Consider the following 18,445-nt stretch of genomic DNA (forward strand, 5'->3'; position numbering starts at 1 on the left):
CCGCTAATGCGCGAAGTGGCGGGTGCCGGTGAGGTAGAGCGGCACCCCGGCCGCCGCCGCCGCGGCCACGACCTCCTCGTCGCGCACCGACCCCCCCGGCTGGACGACCGCCCGCACGCCCGCGTCGAGCAGCACCTGCAGGCCGTCGGCGAACGGGAAGAACGCGTCGGAGGCCGCGACCGAGCCGGTCGCCCGGTCCCCTGCGCGAGCCACCGCGAGGCGGGCGGAGTCCACCCGGTTGACCTGCCCCATGCCGACGCCGACGGTCGCCTTGTCGTGCGCGAGCAGGATCGCGTTGCTCTTCACCGCCCGCACCGACCGCCAGGCGAAGACCAGGTCGTCGAGGCCCGCGGCGTCGAGCGGTTCACCGGTGGCCAGCGTCCACGTCGTCGGGTCGTCGCCCGGGGCGTCGATGCGGTCGCTCACCTGCAGCAGGAGGCCCCCACTGACCGGGCGCATCTCCGCGCCGGCCCCCGGCACGTGCGGCAACCGCAGCAGCCGGATGTTCTTCTTCGCGGTCAGCACCGCCACGGCGTCGTCGGTGAACGACGGCGCGACGACGACCTCGGTGAACACCTCGGCGATCTGCTCGGCCATCGTCAGGCCGACCTCGCGGTTGGCCGCGATCACGCCGCCGAAGGCCGACGTCGGGTCGCAGGCGTGCGCCTTCCGGTGCGCCGAGGCGATGTCGATCCCGACGCCGATCCCGCACGGGTTGGCGTGCTTGATGATCGCGACACACGGATCGGCGTGGTCGTGCGCGGCCCGCCAGGCGGCGTCGGTGTCGACGTAGTTGTTGTAGGACATCGCCTTGCCGTGCAGCTGCTCGGCGTGCGCCAGGCCGGGCTGCCAGCTGCGGTACAGGGCGGCGTTCTGGTGCGGGTTCTCGCCGTAGCGCAGCACGTCGGCGCGGTCCCAGGTGGCGCCGACCCAGGCCGGGAAGCCGCTGTCGTCGTCCGGGGCGAGCACGTTGCCCATCCACGAGGCGACGGCGATGTCGTAGGTCGCCGTGTGGCGGAAGGCGGCCGCCGCCAGCTTCTGCCGCTCGGCCAGGGTGAAGCCGCCCTCGGCGACGGCAGCCAGCACCTCCCCGTACCGCGCCGGATCGACGACGACGGCGACCGACGGGTGGTTCTTGGCCGCGGCCCGCACCATGGCCGGGCCGCCGATGTCGATCTGCTCCACGCACTCGTCGGGGCTCGCACCCGAGGCCACCGTCTCGGTGAACGGGTAGAGGTTCACCACGACCAGGTCGAACGGTGCGATGCCCAGCTCCTCGAGCTGCGCCACGTGCTCGGGCTTGCGGCGGTCGGCCAGGATCCCGGCGTGCACCGCGGGGTGCAGGGTCTTCACCCGGCCGTCGAGGCACTCCGGGAAGCCGGTCACCTGCTCGACCGGCGTCACCGGCACGCCGGCGTCGGCGATCCGGCGGGCGGTGGCTCCCGTGCTCACGAGCTCCACACCGGCGGCGGCCAGCCCGCGGGCGAGCTCCTCGACGCCGGTCTTGTCGTAGACGCCGAGCAGGGCACGGCGGATCGGGGTACGGCTCGGGGTGGACTCGGTCATGGGTGGGTCTTCCTCTCCAGGACGGCGGGCACGAGCTCGGCCACCGTCTGCACCAGGAGCTCGCGCTCCACGTCCTTGATCCGCTCGTGCAGGCTCGCCTCGTCGTCCCCGGGGAGGACGGCGACCTCGCGCTGGGCCAGCACCGGTCCGGTGTCGACCCCGGCGTCCACGACGTGCACGGTCGAGCCGGTGACGGTCACCCCCGCGGCCAGCGCATCCCTCACCGCGTGGGCCCCGGGGAAGGCCGGCAGCAGGGCCGGGTGGGTGTTGATCAGCCGGCCGCCGAACGCCGCGAGCACGGCCGGGCCGACGATCTTCATGAACCCCGCCGAGACCACCAGATCGGGGTCGTGGGCGGCGATGGCATCGGCGAGGGCCTGGTCCCAGTGCGCGCGGTCGCGGTGATCGCCGAGGGCGCAGAGGAACGTGGGGACGCCGCGCCGGCGGGCGTGCTCGAGACCGGCCGCCTCCCGGTCGGCGCCGACGGCGACCACCGTCGCCGGGTAGGCCGGGTCGTCGGTGGCGGCCAGCAGTGCGGCGCAGAGCGACCCGGCACCGGACAGCAGCACGACCACGCGCGCCCGAGGGGTCGGCTCGGCTGGGCGCACGGCACCGACCCTATAAGGACCCCGTCCTCCGGCCCCCTCGCAGGGGCCCGACGCGAGCGTGCGAGCGGTGGGGGGCGAGGGGGTCCTCTGTCAACCCAGCGCCCGCCAGCGGGTGATCGTCGCCGCCACCGCGGCCGCGATCCCGCTCTGCGCAGCGACCGCGATCCCCGTGGCGACGGCGGGAGCGCCGACCTCGGCCAGGGCGCCGTCCCCCAGCGAGCCGCCGGCCACGAAGGCCAGCGCGCCGCTGGCGACGCCCAGCAGGACGCCCGCGCCGATCCCCGCCAGCCCGGCGACCACCGAGCCGCCGTCGCGGGCGGTGAACCACCGGCCGACCGTCGCGCCCGCGACCAGCCCGGCCACCGCAGGCACGGCCTGGGAGACGAAGGCGATCAGCGGCACCGCCTGGGTGTCGGGCAGCGCCGCGAGCAGGGGCAGCGCCGGCACCGACCCGAGGGTCACGCCGTGGACCGAGACCAGCGTGCCCGAGCCGACGAGGAAGCCCGGCCCCGCGGCGAGCCCGAGGACGGCGATCGCGGCGTTGGGGAGCAGGAGCAGTGCCAGCAGGAGCAGTCCGAGCGCGCCCGCCCCCGCGCCACCGAGCGAGCGGGAGAGCGCCGCGTAGCCGGCGGAGTCCGCGGCCACCGCGACGGCGACCACGGCGGTGCACAGGGCGACCGCGGTGAGCAGGCCGGCCAGGACACCGCGCAGCACGGGCCGCACCGGCCCCGGCAACCGGTCCAGCAGGGCGTCGAGCACCCCGGACTCGCGCGCCGTGCCCCACCCGACCGCGGCCAGCGCCAGCACGGCGGCACCGGCGGTCGTGCGGAGAAAGCCGACCCCCGCTCCCGGCCCGTCGAGGACCACGGCGAGCAGCAGCGCGAGGACGACGTGGACGCCGCCGATCGTCCCGGTGTCGCGGGCGACCTCGCGGACGGTGGTCGTCCCGGCCAGCCGCACGACCCCGCGGCCCGCCCGCGACAACCCCCACGCGACCAGCAGGGTCAGCAGCAGGGGGGCGAGCACGATCGGGCCGGAGTCGGCGTCGATCTCACCGCCCTGGGCGAGCAGCCACAGCCGTCCGGCTAGGGCCGTCGATCCCCCGACGGTCAGTCCCCCGGACGGGTCCAGGGTCGACACCACGACGACGGCGAGGCCCAGGCCGACCAGGCCGGTGACCGATACCGCGACCGCCGCGGCCACGGCGAGCCAGACCGGCGACAACGGTCCCGGTCCGTCGCCGCCCCCGCGCCGGGGAAGCCGTGCGAGCAGGGAGACCACGCCCCCACTCTCGCAAACCGTCGCCGGTTCGTCGGCACCCGCGCCGGGGCGGCGGACGGATCAGGTCAGAAGCCGCCCGCCGGCCGGTCCGGACCCTGGCCGGGAGCGGTGGGGCCACCGGGCTGCTGCCCGTAGCCCGACGACGGCGGGGCCGGCGGCGGGGGCGGGCTGTACTGGCCGGGCTGCTGCTGCGGCGGCATCGGCTGGCCGGCAGGGGGCTGGCCGTAGGACGGCTGGCCGTACTGCTGACCGGGCTGCTGCGGCGCCTGGGGCTGGCCGGGCTGGCCGCCGAACTGCTGGCCCAGGTCGGGCGCGGGCTGGTTGGCCCACTGGGCGGCGTTGGCCAGGCCACCGGGCAGCGCCGGGCGGTTGCGCAGCTCCGGGAGCAGACCGAGCACCGCGAACAGCAGGAGCACCGTCGCGGTCAGGAAGCCGAGCAGCGCCCAGACCGAGAACTCCCAGTCGAACGTCGAGATCCACGCGAAGAGGGTCAGCACCCACGCGAGGGCGACCAGACCGACCGTGATCCAGCCCCGGGGGAACCCGAGCTTGAGGTCGAAGAACGCCGGCAGCAACGCCCACGCCGTGGCCAGGAGGAGCAGCACGAAGGCGGTCGTCACGTTGCCCGAGCCGGAGAACCCGCTCACGCTCGCGTCGACCCCGGGGACGTCGAAGCCGAAGTCGAACTCGTACCACGGGAACAGCGCGAGGATCAGGTACAGCACGGTGCCGCCGGCGATGACGTAGTCGGCCATCTTCAGCTTCTTCACGTCGAACGAGAAGCCGCCACCGGTGCCCGCAGGCTGGCCGTAGGGGTTCGGCTGGCCGTAGCCGGGCTGCTGACCGTAGGGCTGCTGCTGGCCGTACGGCTGCTGGCCCGGGGCCTGCTGGCCGTAGGCGGGCTGCTGCGGCGGCTGCTGGCCGTAGCCCGGCGGGGGTCCGTACCCGGGCTGCTGACCGCCCGCGGGCGGCTGCCCGCCGGGAGGCGGCGGACCGCCCAGGGGCGGCTGTGGAGGCTGGCCGGAGGTCATCGCAGGGCTCTCCCTTGGAGCGTCGGGTATCGGGGCGCATCGTGGTCGCCCGCGTGGCGCGCCGCAACCGTGGCGCGCCTCGTGTCGCCCGACCGTGATCAACGGCCCCGCACGCACCACTGCCCGGCGGCCTCTGACGAGGCGGCCGGGCAGTGGCACGACGTGCGGGGCGGCCCCGTCCTGAGGCTCGCCGCGAGCCTGCGAGCGGTGAGGAGGACTGGGTCCTGCTCCTAGCCGACGATCTCCCGCATGAGGTTCGCGGTCTCCGAGGGGGTCTTGCCCACCCGGACACCGGCGGCCTCGAGGGCCTCCTTCTTCGCCTGGGCCGTGCCCGACGAGCCCGACACGATGGCGCCGGCGTGGCCCATCGTCTTGCCCTCGGGGGCGGTGAACCCGGCGACGTAGCCGACGACCGGCTTGGTGACGTTGGCCTTGACGAAGTCGGCGGCCCGCTCCTCGGCGTCGCCGCCGATCTCACCGATCATCACGATGGCCTCGGTCTCCGGGTCGTCCTGGAAGGCCTGCAGGCAGTCGATGTGCGTGGTGCCGATGACCGGGTCACCGCCGATGCCGACGGCGGTGGAGAAGCCGATGTCCCGCAGCTCGTACATCATCTGATAGGTCAGCGTGCCCGACTTGCTGACCAGGCCGATCTTGCCCTGCTTGGTGATGTTGGCCGGGATGATGCCGGCGTTCGACCGCCCGGGGCTGATCAGGCCGGGGCAGTTCGGGCCGATGATCCGGGTGGCGCCGCCCTGGGCGTGCGCCCAGAAGAAGGTCGAGTCGTGCACCGGGATGCCCTCGGTGATGACGACGGCGAGGCCGATCTGGGCGTCGACGGCCTCGATGACGGCGCCCTTGGCGAACGGCGGCGGCACGAAGATGACGCTGACGTCGGCGCCGGTCTCCTTCATGGCCTCGGCGACGCTGCCGAAGACGGGCACGCTGGCGCCGTCGAAGTCGACGGACTCACCGGCCTTCTTCGGGTTGACGCCGCCCACGATGGCGGTGCCCGAGGCGAGCATGCGCTGGGTGTGCTTGCGCCCCTCGGAACCGGTCATGCCCTGGACGATGACCTTGCTGTTCTCGTTGAGGAAGATCGACATCTGTCTGGAGTCCTGTCGGGTGTCGGGGCGGATCAGGCGGCGGCGAGCTCGGCGGCCCGGCGCGCGGCGCCGTCCATCGTGTCGACCACGGTCACCAGGGGGTGGTTGGCCTCGGCGAGGATCCGGCGGCCCTCCTCGACGTTGTTGCCGTCGAGGCGGACGACCAGCGGCTTGGTCGCCTCGTCGCCAAGGTGCTGCAGGGCCGCGACGATGCCGTTGGCGACGGCGTCGCAGGCGGTGATCCCACCGAAGACGTTGACGAACACGCTCTTCACGGCCGGGTCGGACAGGATGATGTGCAGCCCGTTGCCCATGACCTCGGCCGAGGCGCCGCCGCCGATGTCGAGGAAGTTGGCCGGCTTGACGCCACCGAACTCCTCACCGGCGTACGCGACGACGTCCAGGGTGCTCATCACGAGCCCGGCGCCGTTGCCGATGATGCCGACCTCGCCCTCGAGCTTGACGTAGTTGAGGTCCTTCTCCTTGGCCGCGGCCTCGAGCGGGTCGGCGGCGGCGGAGTCCTCGAGCGCCGCGTGCGCCGGCTGACGGAAGGCGGCGTTCTCGTCGAGGGTGACCTTCGCGTCGAGCGCCAGCACGGTGCCGTCGGGGGCCTTGGCCAGCGGGTTGATCTCGACCAGCGTGGCGTCCTCCTGCGTGAAGACCTCCCACAGCTGGACGGCGATCGCGATCACCTGGTCGCGCACCTCGGCGGGGAAGTTCGCCGCGTCGACGATCTCGGCCGCCGTGGCCTCGTCGACGCCCTTGCTCGCGTCGATCGGGATGCGGGCCAGGGCCTCGGGCCGCTCGACCGCGAGCTGCTCGATCTCCATGCCGCCCTCCTTCGAGGCCATCGCCAGGAAGGTGCGGTTCGACCGGTCGAGCAGGTAGGAGAAGTAGTACTCCTCGGCGATGTCGCTGGCCTGGGCCACCATCACCTTGTGGGTGATGTGCCCCTTGATGTCCAGGCCGAGGATGTCCTGGGCGCGCGCCTTGGCGTCCTCCGGGTTGTCGGCGAGCTTCACGCCGCCGGCCTTGCCGCGGCCACCGACCTTCACCTGCGCCTTGACGACGACGGGCGCGGCGATCTCGCGCGCGATCGCCTCCGCCTCGTCCGGCGTCTCGGCGACACCGCCGGGGAGCACGGGGACACCGTGCGAGGCCAACAGGTCACGGGCCTGGTACTCGAAGAGATCCACGAACAGGCACCGTAGCCCGCCCGTAACCTCGTCGCTCCTCCGGGCGTTGTACAGCGCGGGGCACGGTGGTGGGCATCACACGATGCGTCACACCATCGGGCCCCCCTCACTGCCCGCACGTCCCCCGCGACGACGAGGAGAACCCAGTGCGACGCGCTGCCACCGTTCTGATGACCGCCGCACTGACCTCGGCCGGCTTCGCCGCCGCCGCGCCGTCCGCTGCCGCCGACATCGTCGCCCGCGACCTGACGATCACGGTCACCGGTCTCGGCCCGGAGAACCGGACCTGCCAGATCGACGCCGACCTGTACGTGCCCGACGGCGTGAGCAGGAGGAACCCGGCACCCGCGCTGCTGGCCACCAACGGCTTCGGCGGCACCAAGGAGGACCAGGCCGACCTGGCGCAGGGCTTCGGCGAGCACGGGTACGTGACCCTCTCCTACACCGGCATCGGGTTCGTCGACGGCGACACCTGCCCGATCACGCTCGACGACCGCGAGCACGACGGCGCGGCCGCGAGCCAGCTGATGCGCTTCCTCGGCGGCGACCGGAGGATCTCCGCGGTGGACGACGCGACCGGCGAGCAGGTCGTCGTGAACCAGGTCATCCGCGAGGACCGGGAGACCGGCACGAAGCACGACCCGGCCGTCGGCATGACCGGCGGCTCCTACGGCGGGCAGATCCAGTTCGCCGCCGCCGCGGTCGAGCACGCGGCAGGCACCGACCGGCTCGACGCGATCATCCCGCTGATCACCTGGAACGACCTCGCCTACTCGCTGGCGCCGGAGAACAGCAGCCTGCCGGGTGGGACGGCGGACAGCGGCTCGGTCACGTACGGCGGCACCGGCGTCTTCAAGTACCAGTGGGCGGCGCTGTTCACCACCGTCGGCGTCGCGAACGGCGCCCAGGACCTGCCGTCCCCCGAGGACGGCGACAACTGGTCGAAGTTCGTGACCGAGGGCTGCGCCAACTTCGACCGGCCGGTCTGCACCGCCCTCGCGGAGGTGGCCACGCTGGGCTACCCGAGCCAGGCGTCGATCGACTTCCTGCGCTCCAACTCGGTGGCGAGCTACATGTCCGACGTCCGGGTGCCCACCCTGATCGGCCAGGGCCAGGCCGACACCCTGTTCAACCTGCAGGAGTCCGTGGCCACCTACACCTCGCTGAAGGCGCAGGGAACCCCGGTGTCGCTGGTCTGGCAGTCGTGGGGCCACAGCAACTCCGCCCCGGTCGAGGGCGAGCTGGACATGCGACACCCCGCGGAGTCGCTGCAGGGGCGCCAGGCGCTCGCCTGGTTCGAGCACTACGTCCGCGGCACCGGCCCGGCGCCGGAGCTGAACTTCTCCTACTACCGCGACTGGGTGTTCGAGGAGACCGGCGACGTCGAGCAGGCCTACACCTCCGCGGCCGCCTACCCCGTCGGCACCGAGCAGCGGTTCTTCCTGTCGAGCGAGGGCCCCGAGGGCGGCTCCCTGGTCAGCGACCCGTCGGCGGTGGCCTCCGGCAGCAGCGCCTACGCCAGCACCGCGCCGATCGGGCCGAACTACACCGAGACGTCGGCCCTCGACCAGTCGCAGCCGGTGTTCGACCCGCCGGGCAGCTCGATCCAGTTCGCGACCGAGCCGCTCGCCGCGCCGGTCGACGTCGTCGGCTCCCCGCACGTCACCGTGACGCTGGACTCCTCGGCGGCGGCGACGCAGGCGCTGGGCCCCGACGGCGAACTCGTGCTGTTCGTCAAGCTGTACGACATCGGGCCCGACGGCACGCCCGTCGAGCTGCCGAACCGGCTGATCTCCCCGGCCCGCGTCACGGACGTGACGCAGCCGGTCACGATCGAGCTGCCCGGGATCGTGCACCGCTTCGAGGCCGGACACCGGCTGGCCCTGGTCGTCGCCGGCGGCGACATGGCCTACCGCGGCTCGAACCTGCGGCAGGCGGTCACGCTGAGCACGGGCTCGGGGATCACCCAGGAGCTGACGCTGCCGGTCGTCGGCTGATAAGAAAGGGGGGCCGCGACGGCCGTCGTGGCCCCCTTCAGGCGTCGGCCGGCGTCCCGACGTTCGCGCGGACCCAGTCGACGATGTCCGTGGTGGTGGCCCCGGGGGTGAACACCTTGGTGACGCCGAGCTTCTCGAGCTCGGGGATGTCCTCGTCGGGGATGATCCCGCCGCCGAACACCACGACGTCGTCCACCTCGCGCTCGCGCATGAGCTCGGCCAGGCGGGCGAACAGCGTCATGTGCGCGCCGGAGAGCACCGAGAGTCCGACGGCGTCGGCGTCCTCCTGGACGACGGTCTCGACGATCTGCTCCGGCGTCTGGTGGAGGCCGGTGTAGACGACCTCCATGCCTGCGTCGCGGAGCGCGCGGGCGACCACCTTGGCGCCGCGGTCGTGCCCGTCCAGACCGGGTTTGGCGATGACCACCCGGATTCGTTCGTCGGCCATGGGGGTCAGCGTAAGGCTCACCCGCGGCGCAGCCGCCAGGCCGTGATCGTGAGCGCGACGTAGCCCACGCCGGCCAGCACCAGCCCGGCACCCGGCAGGGTCCACTCCAGGTCGGGCGAGGCGGCGTCCCGCAGGCCCGTGAGCCCCGCGGCCAGCACGGTCACCGCGATGGCTAGGAGGCCGCCGACCACCGCCAGGCGGGGTCGCAGCGACGGCGCCACGACCGAGCAGAGCACGACCGCGCCGGCGAGCAGCAGCCCGCCGAGCAGCGCGAACCCCGGCCGCTCGAGCAGGGCCTGGGGGCCCTCCTGCGTGACCACGGTCTGCAGGCCGGTGGCGGGGTCGGTGACGATGCGGTCGGGGACGTCGGCCGCGGGCAGCGACAGGCTCAGCACGGCGGTGACCCCCAGCAGCACTGCGGCTCCGGCCAGTACGGACCGGGCGGAGTCCAGCGCCCCGCCGTCCTCCATGACCGTGCGGCCCCAGGCGAGCGCCGCGACGACGCCGGCCACCACTGTGAGGGCGAGCGCGACCGCGGCGAGCACCCAGCCGGGACCGGTCTCGATCCCGCTGGTCAGCACCAGGTTGCCGGCGAGGACCTCGACCCCGGGGCGGGCGGTGGAGCTGCTGCCGCGGTAGATCTCGATGAGCAACTGGCCGCCGGCCAGGGCGGCGGCGACCCCCGCGTAGGCCAGCCCGAACTTGGGGACGGCGCCGCGCAGCAGCACGCCTCCCACGGCCACGTGCGCCACCGGCACGAGCAGGCCGACCAGGACCCCGCCAATCCCGGTCGCCTGGGAGATCGCCTCTCCCCCGACCACCAGGTAGGTGGGCAGCAGGCCGGCGGCACCGGCGAGGCCGGCCAGGACCAGGAGGGCACCGGTCACGCGGGCCAGGGGCGGGACCGGCCCGATGACCAGGCCGTCGCCGGGGGGCGTCGCGCCGCTGCGCGCGGAGCCGGCGCGGCGGGCGGACGGGCGCGCGTTGCCCGCCCGCTCGCGATCGGAGCGGGCGTTCCCGGTGCGGGTCGGGGCTCCCGAGCGCCGTCCCTTCGCGGATGCACGGTCGCGGGCGGGCCCGGTGCGGGCGTCGCGGGCGGACACGGTTCCCCCTTCAGCAGCAATGGTCACGGTCCGGCGTCGATCGGCCGAGGATGGGTCGGGTATGTGTGACGCCAGCCACACAGGGGCATTACCGTCGGGTGAACGGAGCACGACACGCGCACCGTCCACCTGCGAGGCCGAACCCACGTGCCGGCACCGAGGGGACACACGGGGAGGAACCGGCGATGGGTCGATCGTTCGTCGCGGACTCAGGTCCAGAGTCGCACATCACGGCCGTTCCCGAGGGAGCGCCACGGGGTGGACTGCGCGCGCTGTGCAGCCCCGCCGCGCTGACCGGCGGACTCACCGAACTGGCCTGGGTCGGCGCCCACGTGCTCATGTACCCGCTCGGCACCCGCACCGAGGAGCTGCGCCCCGACCCGCGAGTACGGCCGGGTGAGCAGCCCGCCGCCGTCCGGGCCCTGTTCGCGGCCGACCCGCTGGCCGCGCGCATCCCGGTGCTGCTGGTGCACGGCCTGGTCGACAACCGGTCGATCTTCGCCGTGATGCGCCGCGGCCTGCGGCGGCGGGGCTTCACCGACGTCTGTTCCTGGAACTACAGCCCGCTGTCCTCCGACATCGCGCGCTGCGCGGCCGATCTCGGCGCCCACATCGAGCGGGTGTGCGAGCAGACCGGGCACGAACGCGTCCACGTCGTCGGGCACAGCCTGGGCGGGCTGATCTCCCGCTATCTCGTGCAGCGCCTGGGCGGCGACCGGCGGATCGACTCCCTGATCACCCTCGGGACGCCGCACCAGGGTTCGCTGCTGGCCCACGTCGTCCCGACGCCGCTCATCCGGCAGCTGCGCCCCGGATCCCCGGTGTTGCGGGAGCTCGAGCAGCCTGCGCGCGACGTGACGACCCGGGTCACCGCGATCTACAGCGACCTCGACCAGATGGTCCTGCCCACGAGCTCGGGGCGGTGCGACCACCCCGATCTCGCTGCCCGCAATCTGCTGGTCCGCGGGGTCGGCCACATGTCGCTGCCCATCCACCGGGGCGTGGTCGACGAGGTGGCGGTGACCCTGGCCGGTCGCCGCGGCGCCGACATGACGGCGGCCCGCGCGGCCTGAGCGAGGCCCCTCGACCCTCGCGCGTCCGAGGCGCTCCCCAGCAGGGGTCGCCGAGCCTCGCCCTGCCCGATATCTGCCGAAGCATCAGCCCGTGTCGACATCACGCCTTGTAAAGATCGCGACACGTGCAGTGCGGTGCTTGGTCGCGTCCTGACACATCGTTACGGTCCGATCACGGCGCTGGTGCCCACCAGCGCCCCGTCCGTGAAAGGTGCGCCGGTGTCTCGCAGCAGTGCACCCCAGGTCCTCGAGCGACCCGGGTCCGCGCGCGAGGTCACCCGCCCCGCCACCGAGACCCTCGAGACGCTCGAGACCCCCGAGGCCCTCGGAACTCCCGAGAGCGCGACTCCCCCGCGGACGCGCCGCGCCCGCCGCCTCCCGCACCCGCCCGGCCGCCGCGCTCCGCTGTGGTTCGCCGCGCTCGTCGCCGGCGCCGTCCTGGCCGCCGTGCCGAGCCTGACCGGGGCTGGTTCGGAGGTCATCACCGCCGACGCCTCCGACTACGGACTGGGCGTCGCGTCGGACCTGGGGCTCACCGGCATGGACGAGGCCGGCGTGCGCCAGGGGCTCACCCAGGCCGAGGCGCAGGCCCGTCTGAACGAGCTCGCCGCGTCCCGCGCTGCGCGCGAGCCCAAGACCGTGCGGCCCGTCACCGAGTTCCGCCTCACCACCTGCTACTGCATGCGCTGGGGCCAGATGCACTACGGACTGGACATGGCCGCGCCTCTGGGCACGCCGATCTACGCGGCGACGGACGGCGTGGTGATCCGCGCCGGCAGGGCCTCGGGCTTCGGCAACGCCGTCTACATCCAGGACGCCGACGGCAACGTCCACATCTACGGCCACATGCGCTACTACGACGTCTCGGCCGGCGACATCGTCCACGCCGGCGACCAGATCGCGAAGGTCGGCAACGAGGGCTACTCGACCGGGCCGCACCTGCACTACGAGATCCACCGTGGCGGGGAGGACGGCCGCCCGATCGACCCGCAGGAGTACCTCGCCGAACGCGGCGTGAGTATCTGATCGATCGGGCTCTGCCCGATCACCGCGGCCAGGTGCCGTCCCGTGCTGCGATGAGCCGATCCTGCACGCTCGTCGGGGACCCTTCGGGCCCCGCTCCTCGCGGCACCTCGCAGGGCGGCCCGCCTCGTGTGACGCGACTTCCCGAGCGGTCCATCTGGCTGCCGCGACTCCGAGCCCTCGTCGGGGGACCCTTCGGGCCCCCGCTCCTCGGGCTACAACTTCACCAGTGGGGCGTAGCGCAGGACGAGGCGCTTGGTGCCGCCGGAGCCGAAGTCGACGGTGGCCTGGGCCTTGTCACCGGCGCCGGTGACCTCGACGACGGTGCCCAACCCGAACGCGTCGTGGCTGACCCGGTCGCCGACGTCGACCGAGATGATCGCCCGGTTGCCCGCACCTCCGCGCAGGCCGCCGGTGGACAGCCCGGTCGCGGCCACCCGGGACTGCGCCGAGGTGTAGCTCGACTTCGCGGGAGCCGGCTCCAGCCGGGCCCAGTGCACGGTGTCGGGCGGGATCTCGTCGAGGAACCGGGACGGCGGGTTGTAGGCCGGCTGCCCCCAGCTGGTGCGCACCTGCGCCCGGGACAGGAACAGCCGCTGCTGGGCGCGGGTGATGCCCACGTAGGCCAGGCGGCGCTCCTCCTCCAGTTCCCGCGGGTCGCCGAGGGCGCGCAGGTGCGGGAAGACGCCGTCCTCCAGGCCGGTCAGGAACACGACCGGGAACTCCAGGCCCTTGGCGGTGTGCAGCGTCATCATGGTGACGACACCGGCGTCGTCCCCCGTGACGGGGATCTGGTCGGCGTCGGCGACCAGCGACACCTGCTCGAGGAAGTCGGTGACGGTGCCGCCCGGGCTGGCCGCCTCGAACTCGGCGGCCACCGAGATGAGCTCGTTGAGGTTGTCGACGCGGCCCTCGTCCTGCGGGTCGGTGCTGGCCTGGAGCTCGGTCAGGTAGCCGGTGCGGTCGAGGATGCTCTCCAGCAGTGCGGCCGGGCCGGAGCCGGTCTCGACCAACTGCTCGAACTCCTCCAGCAGCGCGACGAACTCCTGGATCGCCTTCAGCGAGCGGGTGGCCAGCTCGCCCACCTCGGAGCACCGGCGCAGCGCGGAGGCGAACGGGATCCGCTCGCGGTCGGCGAAGTTCTCGATGCAGGCCTCGGCGCGGTCGCCGATGCCGCGCTTGGGCGTGTTGATGACCCGCCGCAGGCTCACGATGTCGGTCGGGTTGGCCACGACCTTCAGGTAGGCCAGCGCGTCGCGGACCTCCTTGCGCTCGTAGAAGCGCACCCCGCCGACGACCTTGTAGGGCATGCCGACGCGGATGAACACCTCCTCGAACACGCGGGAGGCGTTGTTGGTGCGGTAGAAGACCGCGATGTCCTTGGGCGCGACCGTGCCCTCGTCGACCAGCGCGTCGATCTGCTCGGCGACCCAGGCGGCCTCGTCGTGCTCGTTGTCGGCGACGTAGCCCTCGATCAGCTCGCCGTCGCCGGAGTCGGTCCACAGGCTCTTCGGGCGGCGGCCGGTGTTCTTGGCGATGACGGTGTTCGCGGCCTTGAGGATGCGCTGCGTCGAGCGGTAGTTCTGCTCCAGCAGGATCGTGGTGGCCTGGGGGTAGTCGCGCTCGAACTCGTCGATGTTGCGGATCGTCGCGCCGCGGAAGGCGTAGATCGACTGGTCGGCGTCGCCGACGACGCACAGCTCGGCCGGCGGGACCGGCCCACCCTCGGGGCCGACCAGCTCCTTCACGAGCACGTACTGCGCGTGGTTGGTGTCCTGGTACTCGTCGACCAGCACGTGCCGGAACCGGCGGCGGTAGTGCTCGGCGACGTCGGGGAACGCCTGCAGCAGATGCACCGTGTTCATGATCAGGTCGTCGAAGTCCATGGCGTGCGCCTGGCGCAGCCGCTGCTGGTAGAGCTTGTAGGCCTCCGCGAGCACCTTCTCCGGCGCCGTCTGCGGGACGTAGCCCTCCTCGTCGATCAGCTCGTTCTTCAGGTTCGAGACCTGGGCGGCGAGGCTGCGGCCGGGGTAGCGCTTCGCGTCGAGGTCGAGGTCGCGGGCGACCATCGTCATCAGCCGCACCGAGTCGCCCTGGTCGTAGATCGTGAACGACGACTTCAGGCCCAGCTTGGCGGCCTCGGCACGCAGGATGCGCACGCACATCGAGTGGAACGTCGACACCCACATCGCCCGGGCGCGGGGGCCGACGAGCGCCGCCACCCGGTCCTTCATCTCCCCGGCAGCCTTGTTGGTGAAGGTGATGGCGAGGATCTCGCCGGGCTGGGCGTGGCGGGCACCCAGCAGGTAGGCCACCCGGTGGGTCAGCACCCGCGTCTTGCCCGAGCCGGCGCCGGCCACGATGAGCAGCGGCCCGCCCTCGTGGACGACGGCCTGGCGCTGCGGGCCGTTGAGCCCCGCGAGCATCCGGTCGAGCTCCCGACCGACGGAGCCCTTGGCGGTGCGCTGGAGGGCCTCGGTTCCGGGCAGGGACTGCTGCGGCCCCGGCAGGGCTTCCTGGACGCTGCTCATGACCACATCACTGTAAGCCGGACGGGTGACGCTTCCCGTCGCCGTCCACCACCCGTCACATCCGCCCCGGTCTCGTGCGTCCCACGGGCGGCCGGCGCGTTCCTGGCCACCGGGGCCACCGCTGTGGCAGACTCGTCGACGTGCTCGCCACGGTTCGCTTTTTTTACGGTCACCGGGATCCGGTGTCCGTCACCGCTGGCTGAGCACACGCCGCAACAGACGCCCCGGGCCCGAGGAGCCCGGGGCGTTTCTCGTTCCAGGGGTCCGACGGCCGCCAGCACACCGAAGGACACCTGATGAGCCCTCTCACTGCCTCCCCCGCCGCCGTCCCGACCGATCCCGCGGAGCGGATCGGCGAGCTGCGGACCGCGATCGACGCCTGCGACGCCGAGATCATCGAGCTCGTGCAGCGCCGGCTCGCCATCTCCCACGAGATCGGGTCGCTGCGTGCGGCCGCCGGCGGCACCCGGCTCTCTCTGGCCCGTGAGCAGCAGGTGCTCGCCCGGTTCGGGGACGCGCTCGGTCCGGACGGCGCCGCGCTCGGCATGCTGCTGCTCCGCCAGGGCCGCGGCCGGCTCTGACCCGTCAGGGCGCGTTCCTGCCGACGTCCCTGTATCCGCTGCCACCCGCGGGCCCTCTTCCGGTCGAATCCCCCGACCGGAAGACGTGAGGACCATGCCGCCCACCGCTGCTGACCTGCCGTTCGCGTACCGCCTGCCCACCGACGTCGCGCGGCAGATCCGCGACACCGCACCCCCGCTGGTCACGATGGGCTCGCCCCGCCGGCGGCTGGTCGTCCTCGTGCTCACGATCGGCGTGCTGGGCGGCGGTCTGGCCGCGACGCTGCCGAGCGGCGAGGCGCAGGCGATGGTCAAGCACGAGTGCGTGTTCCACCCGATCACCAGCCCCACCGCCACGAACGACCCCCTCCTCTGCCTGTAGCCCACCGCCGTCCGGCACGGCGACCGGCACCGACCCCGCCCTGAACCTGCGGTCGGTCGACCGAGCGTCCTGACGGACCGGCCGGCGCGCCTCCCCGCAGGGGGAACGGGGACGCCTGCCGGCCCCGGAGCCGGCCGGGTCGCGCACGTGCGACCCGGCCGGTTTCCCCTATGGCTCCGCCGGATGTCACCTCCGGCGGAGCTGCGTCGTCTCCATGTGGTCACCCCCACGACGGAGAGGACGCCGGCCATGGCCCGCATCTCGCTCGACCCACCCCGCACGCTCGTCTACCGGCTCGCCGAGTGGTACTCCCGGCGCAGCTTCGGCGTCGTGGCCGACCCGCTGGCGGCCATGGGGCACAACCCCCGGGTGCTGCTCACCGACGCCCGGTTCGAGACCTCCCTCGCCCGCTGGAAGAAGCTGGACCCGACGCTGAAGGCCCTGGCGGTCATGGCGTCGGCCGTGTCCATCGGCTGCTCCTGGTGCGTCGACTTCGGCTACTGGGAGACCACCCACCGCGGGATCGACCCGGTCAAGATGCGCGACGTCCCGCGCTGGCGCGACAGCGCCGTCTACACCGACCTCGAGCGCCAGGTCATGGCCTACGCCGAGGCGGTGACGGCGACGCCGCCGGCGGTCACCGACGAGATGGTCGCCGACCTGCGGCGCCACCTGGACGACGCCGAACTGGTCGAGCTCACGATGATGGTGGCCGTGGAGAACGTCCGCTCGCGGTTCAACAGCTCCCTGGGGCTGACCAGCCAGGGGTTCACGGACCGCTGCGAGATCCCCGCGTGACCGATCCCCTCGCGCCGTTCGACCAGCACCGGCGGCTGCTGTTCACCGTGGCGTACCAGATGCTGGGCAGCGTCGCCGACGCCGAGGACGTCGTGCAGGACGCGTGGCTGCGCTGGTCGGCCGCCGATCGCAGCGACGTCCGCGACGACCGCGCCTACCTGGTCCAGATCACCACCCGGTTGGCCCTCGACCGGCTGGACTCGGCCCGGGCGCGCAGGGAGAGCTACGTCGGGCCGTGGCTGCCCGAGCCCCTGATGACCCACGGCAGCCCGGTCGCCGCCGGGCCTCCGGCACCGGAGCCCGAGGACGCTGCCGAACTCGGCGAGCGGGTGTCACTGGCCCTGCTGGTCGTGCTGGAGACGCTGACCCCGGCCGAGCGCGCGGTGTTCGTGCTCCGCGAGGTGTTCGGGATGCCGCTGCGCGAGGTGGCCGACGCGCTCGGTCGCACGGAGGCCGCCGTCCGCCAGATGGCGCACCGCGCCCGGGAGCACGTGCACGCGCGGCAGCCGCGGTTCGACACCGACCGGCGGGAGCAGCGCGAGGTGACCGAGCGCTTCCTGGCAGCAGCGGTGAGCGGGAACGTCGAGAGCCTCCTCGCGGCGATGGCGCCGGGCGTCGTCCTCATCGCCGACGGCGGCGGCCGGGTCAGGGCCGCGTTGCGCCCGATCGTCGGTGCCGACAAGGTCGCCCGCTTCCTGGCTGCGGTCGGGCCCCAGGGCGGTGACATCCCCGGCCTGCGGGTGGGACTCGCCGAGATCAACGGCGCCCCGGCCGTCGTCGCGTGGACCGACGCAGGGCCCTACATGGCGCTGCAGCTGGTCCTGGCCGACGGGCTGGTGGAGCAGGTGCTCTACGTGGCCAACCCCGACAAGCTGGCCGGTCTCTCGCTGCCCTGAGGGAGCCTTCTAGGCTCCGCCGGGTGACCCTGCCCCCGCCGAAGCAACCGGCCGAGCACGTCGAGCGCGTGCTGTGCGTCCTCGCCCATCCCGACGACGTCGACTTCGGCAGCGCCGGCACGGTCGCCGGCTGGACCGAGGCCGGCACCGAGGTCACCTACTGCATCGTCACCGACGGCGACGCGGGTGGCTTCGACGACACCCCTCGGGACCAGATGGGGCCGCTGCGTCGAGCCGAGCAGACGGCGGCGGCCGCGGAGGTGGGCGTCACCGACGTCCGGTTCCTCGGCTACCCGGATGGGCGCCTCGAGCTCACGCTCGACCTGCGCCGGGACATCAGCCGGGTCATCCGGCAGGTGCGGCCGCAGCGGGTGATGACCAGCTCGCCGGAGCGGTTCTGGGACCGGATCGGCGCCAGCCACCCCGACCACATGACCGTGGGCGAGGCGACCCTGCGCGCGGTCTACCCCGATGCGCGCAACCCGTTCGCCTTCCCCGAGCTCCTCGCCGACGAGGGCCTGGAGGCGTGGACGGTGGCGGAGGTGTGGCTCGGCGCGAGCCCGCGGGCCGACCACGCCGTCGACGTGACCGACGTCGTGCACCGGAAGTTCGCGGCGCTGAAGAGCCACGTCACGCAGGTGAGCCACCACGAGGACCTCGAGGGGTTCGTGACCGCCTGGATGCGCATGACCGCCGAGCGGTTCGGCCTGCCCGCCGGCCGGCTGGCCGAGGCCTTCCACGTCGTCCACACGATGTGATCTGTCGTCCTCCGGACGACACCGCGGCCAGGTGCCGTCCCCCCGCTGCGCGGAGCCGCTGCGTCGCGCCTGCGCGGACCCCTCCGGG

The 18,445-nt window shown here is 73.3% G+C and carries 17 protein-coding genes; 8 read left to right on the top strand and 9 right to left on the bottom strand.

What is annotated here, in order from left to right; all coding sequences use genetic code 11:
* Positions 1-3: 3 nt before the first annotated feature.
* From purH to sucC, 6 genes are all read right to left on the bottom strand, one after another.
* Positions 4-1,566, bottom strand: a complete 1,563-nt coding sequence (gene purH, locus ABD644_RS01125) for a bifunctional phosphoribosylaminoimidazolecarboxamide formyltransferase/IMP cyclohydrolase (RefSeq protein WP_344686639.1) — start codon at positions 1,564-1,566, stop codon at positions 4-6.
* The gene (gene purN / locus ABD644_RS01130; protein WP_344686640.1) at positions 1,563-2,174 is read right to left on the bottom strand and encodes a phosphoribosylglycinamide formyltransferase; all 612 of its coding nucleotides are present in this window, start codon (positions 2,172-2,174) and stop codon (positions 1,563-1,565) included. The genes purH and purN overlap by 4 nt, the downstream gene beginning before the upstream one ends.
* A gap of 90 nt (positions 2,175-2,264) precedes the next feature.
* Positions 2,265-3,455 carry a cell division protein PerM gene (locus ABD644_RS01135; protein WP_344686641.1) on the bottom strand — a complete coding sequence of 397 codons (1,191 nt, stop codon included), beginning with the start codon at positions 3,453-3,455 and terminating at the stop codon, positions 2,265-2,267.
* Positions 3,456-3,520: 65 nt separating this feature from the next.
* Positions 3,521-4,486, bottom strand: a complete 966-nt coding sequence (locus tag ABD644_RS01140) for a hypothetical protein (RefSeq protein WP_344686642.1) — start codon at positions 4,484-4,486, stop codon at positions 3,521-3,523.
* A gap of 230 nt (positions 4,487-4,716) precedes the next feature.
* A complete protein-coding gene (gene sucD / locus ABD644_RS01145; RefSeq protein ID WP_344686643.1) occupies positions 4,717-5,592 on the bottom strand; it encodes a succinate--CoA ligase subunit alpha in 876 nt (291 codons plus the stop codon).
* 32 nt (positions 5,593-5,624) lie between these two features.
* Positions 5,625-6,788 carry an ADP-forming succinate--CoA ligase subunit beta gene (sucC, locus tag ABD644_RS01150; RefSeq protein WP_344686644.1) on the bottom strand — a complete coding sequence of 388 codons (1,164 nt, stop codon included), beginning with the start codon at positions 6,786-6,788 and terminating at the stop codon, positions 5,625-5,627.
* Positions 6,789-6,958: 170 nt separating this feature from the next.
* Here sucC and ABD644_RS01155 point away from each other — a divergent pair, with 170 nt between their 5' ends.
* Positions 6,959-8,785 (top strand): CocE/NonD family hydrolase, encoded by a 1,827-nt coding sequence (locus ABD644_RS01155; protein WP_344686645.1) that lies wholly within the window; start codon positions 6,959-6,961, stop codon positions 8,783-8,785.
* A gap of 37 nt (positions 8,786-8,822) precedes the next feature.
* Here ABD644_RS01155 and icmB read toward each other — a convergent pair whose 3' ends face one another.
* On the bottom strand, positions 8,823-9,233 hold the full coding sequence (icmB, locus tag ABD644_RS01160) for a coenzyme B12-dependent isobutyryl CoA mutase small subunit (RefSeq protein WP_344686646.1): 411 nt from the start codon (positions 9,231-9,233) through the stop codon (positions 8,823-8,825).
* Between the two features lie 17 nt (positions 9,234-9,250).
* On the bottom strand, positions 9,251-10,336 hold the full coding sequence (locus ABD644_RS01165; protein WP_344686647.1) for a hypothetical protein: 1,086 nt from the start codon (positions 10,334-10,336) through the stop codon (positions 9,251-9,253).
* A 185-nt stretch (positions 10,337-10,521) separates the two neighbouring features.
* Between ABD644_RS01165 and ABD644_RS01170 the strand changes: the two genes are divergently transcribed.
* Together ABD644_RS01170 and ABD644_RS01175 are read left to right on the top strand one after the other, a co-directional pair.
* The gene (locus ABD644_RS01170) at positions 10,522-11,409 is read left to right on the top strand and encodes an esterase/lipase family protein (protein ID WP_344686648.1); all 888 of its coding nucleotides are present in this window, start codon (positions 10,522-10,524) and stop codon (positions 11,407-11,409) included.
* A 219-nt stretch (positions 11,410-11,628) separates the two neighbouring features.
* Positions 11,629-12,435: a M23 family metallopeptidase gene (locus ABD644_RS01175; RefSeq protein ID WP_344686649.1), complete on the top strand. Its 807-nt coding sequence runs from the start codon at positions 11,629-11,631 to the stop codon at positions 12,433-12,435.
* A 212-nt stretch (positions 12,436-12,647) separates the two neighbouring features.
* Here ABD644_RS01175 and pcrA read toward each other — a convergent pair whose 3' ends face one another.
* Positions 12,648-14,963: a DNA helicase PcrA gene (gene pcrA, locus ABD644_RS01180; RefSeq protein ID WP_344686650.1), complete on the bottom strand. Its 2,316-nt coding sequence runs from the start codon at positions 14,961-14,963 to the stop codon at positions 12,648-12,650.
* A gap of 296 nt (positions 14,964-15,259) precedes the next feature.
* Between pcrA and ABD644_RS01185 the strand changes: the two genes are divergently transcribed.
* The 5 genes from ABD644_RS01185 to ABD644_RS01205 all read left to right on the top strand — a co-directional run bounded on the left by ABD644_RS01185 (position 15,260) and on the right by ABD644_RS01205 (position 18,357).
* Complete coding sequence (locus ABD644_RS01185; RefSeq protein WP_344686651.1) at positions 15,260-15,544, top strand: chorismate mutase; 285 nt, start codon at positions 15,260-15,262, stop codon at positions 15,542-15,544.
* Between the two features lie 94 nt (positions 15,545-15,638).
* Complete coding sequence (locus ABD644_RS01190; protein ID WP_344686652.1) at positions 15,639-15,905, top strand: hypothetical protein; 267 nt, start codon at positions 15,639-15,641, stop codon at positions 15,903-15,905.
* Between the two features lie 249 nt (positions 15,906-16,154).
* Positions 16,155-16,703: a carboxymuconolactone decarboxylase family protein gene (locus tag ABD644_RS01195; RefSeq protein WP_344686653.1), complete on the top strand. Its 549-nt coding sequence runs from the start codon at positions 16,155-16,157 to the stop codon at positions 16,701-16,703.
* A complete protein-coding gene (locus tag ABD644_RS01200) occupies positions 16,700-17,599 on the top strand; it encodes an RNA polymerase sigma-70 factor (RefSeq protein ID WP_344686654.1) in 900 nt (299 codons plus the stop codon). The genes ABD644_RS01195 and ABD644_RS01200 overlap by 4 nt, the downstream gene beginning before the upstream one ends.
* A gap of 23 nt (positions 17,600-17,622) precedes the next feature.
* Positions 17,623-18,357: a PIG-L deacetylase family protein gene (locus tag ABD644_RS01205; protein ID WP_344686655.1), complete on the top strand. Its 735-nt coding sequence runs from the start codon at positions 17,623-17,625 to the stop codon at positions 18,355-18,357.
* The last annotated feature ends 88 nt before the right edge of the window (positions 18,358-18,445 follow it).

The organism is Blastococcus jejuensis, assembly GCF_039534705.1.
Classification (GTDB): Bacteria; Actinomycetota; Actinomycetes; order Mycobacteriales; family Geodermatophilaceae; genus Blastococcus_B; species Blastococcus_B jejuensis.

Bases quoted from the DNA above. Each gene is read 5' to 3' on its own strand.
- purH (WP_344686639.1), bottom strand. From the start codon at position 1,566: ATGACCGAGTCCACCCCGAGCCGTACCCCGATCCGCCGTGCCCTGCTC.
- ABD644_RS01140 (WP_344686642.1), bottom strand. From the start codon at position 4,486: ATGACCTCCGGCCAGCCTCCACAGCCGCCCCTGGGCGGTCCGCCGCCT.
- sucD (WP_344686643.1), bottom strand. From the start codon at position 5,592: ATGTCGATCTTCCTCAACGAGAACAGCAAGGTCATCGTCCAGGGCATG.
- ABD644_RS01155 (WP_344686645.1), top strand. From the start codon at position 6,959: ATGACCGCCGCACTGACCTCGGCCGGCTTCGCCGCCGCCGCGCCGTCC.
- icmB (WP_344686646.1), bottom strand. From the start codon at position 9,233: ATGGCCGACGAACGAATCCGGGTGGTCATCGCCAAACCCGGTCTGGAC.
- ABD644_RS01170 (WP_344686648.1), top strand. From the start codon at position 10,522: ATGGGTCGATCGTTCGTCGCGGACTCAGGTCCAGAGTCGCACATCACG.
- pcrA (WP_344686650.1), bottom strand. From the start codon at position 14,963: ATGAGCAGCGTCCAGGAAGCCCTGCCGGGGCCGCAGCAGTCCCTGCCC.
- ABD644_RS01185 (WP_344686651.1), top strand. From the start codon at position 15,260: ATGAGCCCTCTCACTGCCTCCCCCGCCGCCGTCCCGACCGATCCCGCG.
- ABD644_RS01190 (WP_344686652.1), top strand. From the start codon at position 15,639: ATGCCGCCCACCGCTGCTGACCTGCCGTTCGCGTACCGCCTGCCCACC.
- ABD644_RS01195 (WP_344686653.1), top strand. From the start codon at position 16,155: ATGGCCCGCATCTCGCTCGACCCACCCCGCACGCTCGTCTACCGGCTC.